Origin of the sequence: Streptomyces phytophilus (assembly GCF_013870535.1) — a bacterium.
Lineage (GTDB): Bacteria > Actinomycetota > Actinomycetes > Streptomycetales > Streptomycetaceae > Streptomyces > Streptomyces phytophilus.
The window spans coordinates 1-2,516 of record NZ_JACBXC010000897.1 but is presented as its reverse complement, the minus strand read 5'-3'; the positions used below and the strand labels follow the sequence as shown (position 1 = coordinate 2,516).

The 2,516-nt window shown below is 72.5% G+C and carries 2 protein-coding genes; one reads left to right on the top strand and one right to left on the bottom strand.

Features of this window, described 5'->3' with window-relative positions; all coding sequences use genetic code 11:
- Positions 1-150 precede the first annotated feature (150 nt).
- The gene (locus H5J30_RS26850) at positions 151-891 is read right to left on the bottom strand and encodes a FadR/GntR family transcriptional regulator (protein WP_181789914.1); all 741 of its coding nucleotides are present in this window, start codon (positions 889-891) and stop codon (positions 151-153) included.
- 96 nt (positions 892-987) lie between these two features.
- On the opposite strand from H5J30_RS26850, the gene H5J30_RS26845 reads away from it, so the two are divergent.
- A complete protein-coding gene (locus H5J30_RS26845) occupies positions 988-2,376 on the top strand; it encodes a glutamine synthetase family protein (protein WP_181789913.1) in 1,389 nt (462 codons plus the stop codon).
- Positions 2,377-2,516: the final 140 nt, after the last annotated feature.

The following is a 2,516-nucleotide window of genomic DNA, read 5'->3' as shown; positions in this document are numbered from 1 at the left end:
GACTCGGTGCCTTCGCTCATGGTGCCGCTCCTGCCTCAACGGACGGTGGGGACCCAGCAATGGTGTGGCCCCATACCTTTGCGGCGCCGGGGTGACGAGCGCAAGCCCCGTGCATGAACGTCCTGTTACGGCGCCCGGCCCCGGCGGTGCTCAGCCCAGGAAGCCGCGCAGCAGCGCCGCCGTGCCGGCGCAGTGCTCCCGCATCACCTCGCGGGCGGCGTCCGGATCGCCGTCGAGCACCGCCCCGACGAGCGCGGCGTGCTGCGCCTGGCTGTGCTCCAGGTTCCGCACCAGCAGCGGGATGCAGTCCAGCAGGTCGTTGACGGTGGCCCGGACGGCGGCGTACTGGGCCGCGAGCCGCGGGGAGCCCGCGAGTTCGGCCAGGGTCAGGTGCAGCAGGGTGTCCAGCCGCCGGTAGTCGCCGAGCGGCGCGTCCTTCGTGGCCTGCAGCGCGGCGCGCAGCCGCGCCCGCTGCTCCGGCGTCGCCGCGGTGCCGGCGCACAGCTCCGCGGCGCCCGTCTCCAGCACCTCGCGGAAGCGGAGCACGTCCTCCAGGTCCGTACGCTCCGTGCGCCGGCGCAGCTCCTCCTGCGCGTCCCGGCGTGCGGGCGTGCGCTCCTTGACGAACGTGCCCCCGTAGCGCCCCCGGCGGCTCTCCACCAGGCCCTCGTCCGCCAGCACCTTCAGCACGTCCCGCAGCGTCACCCGGCTGATGCGCAGCCGCTCGGCCAACTCCCGCTCCGCGGGCAGCCGCTCACCCGGCGGCACCAGGCCCAGGCGCAGCACCTGGAGTATCTGCTCCAGCGCCTCTTCGAATCCGTTGCCCGCGCGCACCGGACGCAGTACGGTCCGCAGCCCGTCTCCCGCCGCCGCGCTGCTGAACGCCCTCATCCCGACCCCGCCCTCCGACCCGCTCTTCCCGCCTACTTCCCAACCAAAGGTATCCATGCATACCTTAAGACGTCCGTAGAAGAGGAGACCGCTCCCGTGACCGACTCCGCACGCACCCCCGCACTTCCCGTACCCGAGCTGCGCCGGCTCGTCGAGGCCGGTGAGCTGGACACCGTGGTCCTGGCCTTCACGGACATGCAGGGCAGGCTCCAGGGCAAGCGCTTCGCCGCCCCCTTCTTCCTCGACGAGGTGCTGGCGCACGGCACCGAGGGCTGCAACTACCTGCTCGCCGTCGACGCCGACATGAACACCGTCGACGGCTACGAGATGTCGTCCTGGGAGCGCGGGTACGGCGACTTCGCCATGCACGCCGACCTCGCCACCCTGCGCCGCATCCCCTGGCACCCCGGCACCGCCATGGTCACCGCCGACCTCGCCTGGCACGACGGCACCCCCGTCACCGCCTCGCCGCGCCAGGTGCTGCGCCGCCAGCTCGACCGGCTCGCCGAGCGCGGTTGGACCGCGTACGCGGGCACGGAGCTGGAGTTCATGGTCTTCAAGGACACCTACGAGCAGGCGTGGAGCAGCGCGTACCGGGGCCTGACCCCCGCCAACCAGTACAACGTCGACTACTCCGTCCTCGGCACCGGCCGCGTCGAGCCCCTGCTGCGCCGCATCCGCAACGAGATGGCCGCCGCCGGCATGACCGTGGAGTCCGCCAAGGGCGAGTGCAACCTCGGCCAGCACGAGATCGCCTTCCGCTACGACGACGCGCTCACCACCTGCGACCAGCACAGCATCTACAAGACCGGCGCCAAGGAGATCGCCGCCCAGGAGGGCACGGCGCTGACCTTCATGGCCAAGTACGACGAGCGCGAGGGCAACTCCTGCCACATCCACCTGTCCGTACGCGACGCCGACGGCACCCCCGTCTTCGCCGCCCCCGGCGGGTCCGGCGACGACGCCCCGTACGGCATGTCCGAGACCATGCGGCACTTCGTCGCCGGACAGCTCGCCTGCCTGCCCGAGCTGACCCTCCTCTACGCCCCGAACATCAACTCCTACAAGCGCTTCCGCCCCGGCTCCTTCGCCCCCACCGCCGTCGCCTGGGGCCCCGACAACCGCACCTGCGCCATCCGCGTCGTCGGCCACGGCGGCTCGCTGCGGCTGGAGAACCGGCTGCCGGGCGGCGACGTCAACCCGTACCTCGCCGTCGCCGGGATGATCGCCGCCGGGCTGCACGGCGTCGAGCGGAAGCTCGAACTCCCCGAAGCCTGCACCGGCAACGCCTACACCGGCGACGCCGCGCACGTCCCCGCCACCCTCCGGGACGCCGCCGGGCTGTGGAGCGGCAGCGCCCTGGCCCGCGACGCGTTCGGCGAGGACGTCGTCCGCCACTACCGCAACATGGCGCGCGTCGAGCAGGAGGCGTACGACACCGCCGTCACCGACTGGGAACGCTTCCGGTCCTTCGAGCGCATGTGAGGTCGAACCCCTTGGCACCATCGGCACCGGCACCCCCCGCGCCGCACGAGCACACCGTCGTCAACCCCGCCACCGAGGATCGGGCGGGGTCAACTGGCGACCTCAAGCCCGCCTGCGACCTCGCGCAGCTGCTCCGCTGT

What these genes read in the sequence shown, in the direction of transcription:
- H5J30_RS26850 (WP_181789914.1), bottom strand. Translation starts at nt 891, where the DNA reads ATGAGGGCGTTCAGCAGCGCGGCGGCGGGAGACGGGCTGCGGACCGTA.